This window comes from Collinsella sp. CLA-ER-H8 (assembly GCF_040092335.1).
In the GTDB taxonomy this organism is placed as follows: Bacteria; Actinomycetota; Coriobacteriia; order Coriobacteriales; family Coriobacteriaceae; genus Collinsella.
Map to the genome: position 1 here is coordinate 1 of NZ_JBBNLU010000028.1, position 1,073 is coordinate 1,073.

The 1,073-nt window shown below is 60.1% G+C and carries 1 protein-coding gene; it reads left to right on the forward strand.

Annotated elements, in window-relative coordinates:
- Nucleotides 1-146 precede the first annotated feature (146 nt).
- The gene (locus AAAX72_RS09655; protein ID WP_349130170.1) at nucleotides 147-347 is read left to right on the forward strand and encodes a hypothetical protein; all 201 of its coding nucleotides are present in this window, start codon (nucleotides 147-149) and stop codon (nucleotides 345-347) included.
- Nucleotides 348-1,073: the final 726 nt, after the last annotated feature.

The following is a 1,073-nucleotide window of genomic DNA, read 5'->3' on the forward strand; positions in this document are numbered from 1 at the left end:
GTCGAAGCGTAAGCCCCGGCGTTGGTGGAAATGGTGAAAATGCGTTGGCGTGATTGGGGAAATTGCGTTGGCGGAATCGGCTAAAGTGCGATGGCGAAATTGGTTGTTTTTACAGTAGCGCTAACACGGCGGACCTGGCGCTGGCCATGTCGCACGTGAACTCCGAGCCCCGCGGCGCGCTCGGCTTCTCGACGCCCGCGCGCGCCTTCAGGGCGATGCTCGGGGAGGACGCGGCAGCGCTGCTGGACGCCTACGGCGTGGAGGACGTGGCGCTCGGCGATCTCGACCTGACGCCGGGGCTCATCGAGAGGGCGCGCGCCGAGAGGGGCGATGCCCCGCTGGCCTAGCCTAGAGGGAAAAACGGAATAGACGGACCGACCGTCCGGCTGAGTCTGGGAAGAGGTGCCGGGCGGCGGGCGGAGCATGGCCACCGGACCTATCGAAACACATCTCCACTGTACCTTCAACTGGGAAAACGGCGCCCCCGGACCCCAGGAGGGGCCACGGGGGCGTTCAGCTAACTGCGGGAATGGCCTATTTGCTCAATGTGTTCGGCTGAGATCGGAAATCAACCCGAATTTGTAAATGCGCTGGTAGATCTATATGTTCGGCCCCGAATCGGTGTTGCCTCCCGGCGCGTCCTCGGGCATGAGCGATATTTTGTTGCGCACTTCGTGCTGCAAAATATCGCTCCCCCTGCGGAATGCGCCGGGAGGCAACACCGATTCGGGGCCTGCAAATACATACTTCAGGCACAGTTCTCAAACATGTTCTGGGGGCTGATGCAAATTTGGTGGCTCGGCTAAGCCGAGCCCTTATATAAGGAGGCCGGAGCTAAAGCTCCGGCCTCACTAACTTTCCTATTAGATTAAGTGAGCGATCGAGGAATCGCACTCCCCCTGCCGAGTTACCGCAGGGCCCGCCCTGAAGTTACTTTTCAGAACACTCCGCACTGATATTTTCTGTATTGAAGACGTCGATGATGCACCCGTATACCATTGACGTCGACACCATCAGATGCGGACCGCGCGGTGACCCCACATTCCGCTGGCGCCCATGGGGCTGCCCTCGTT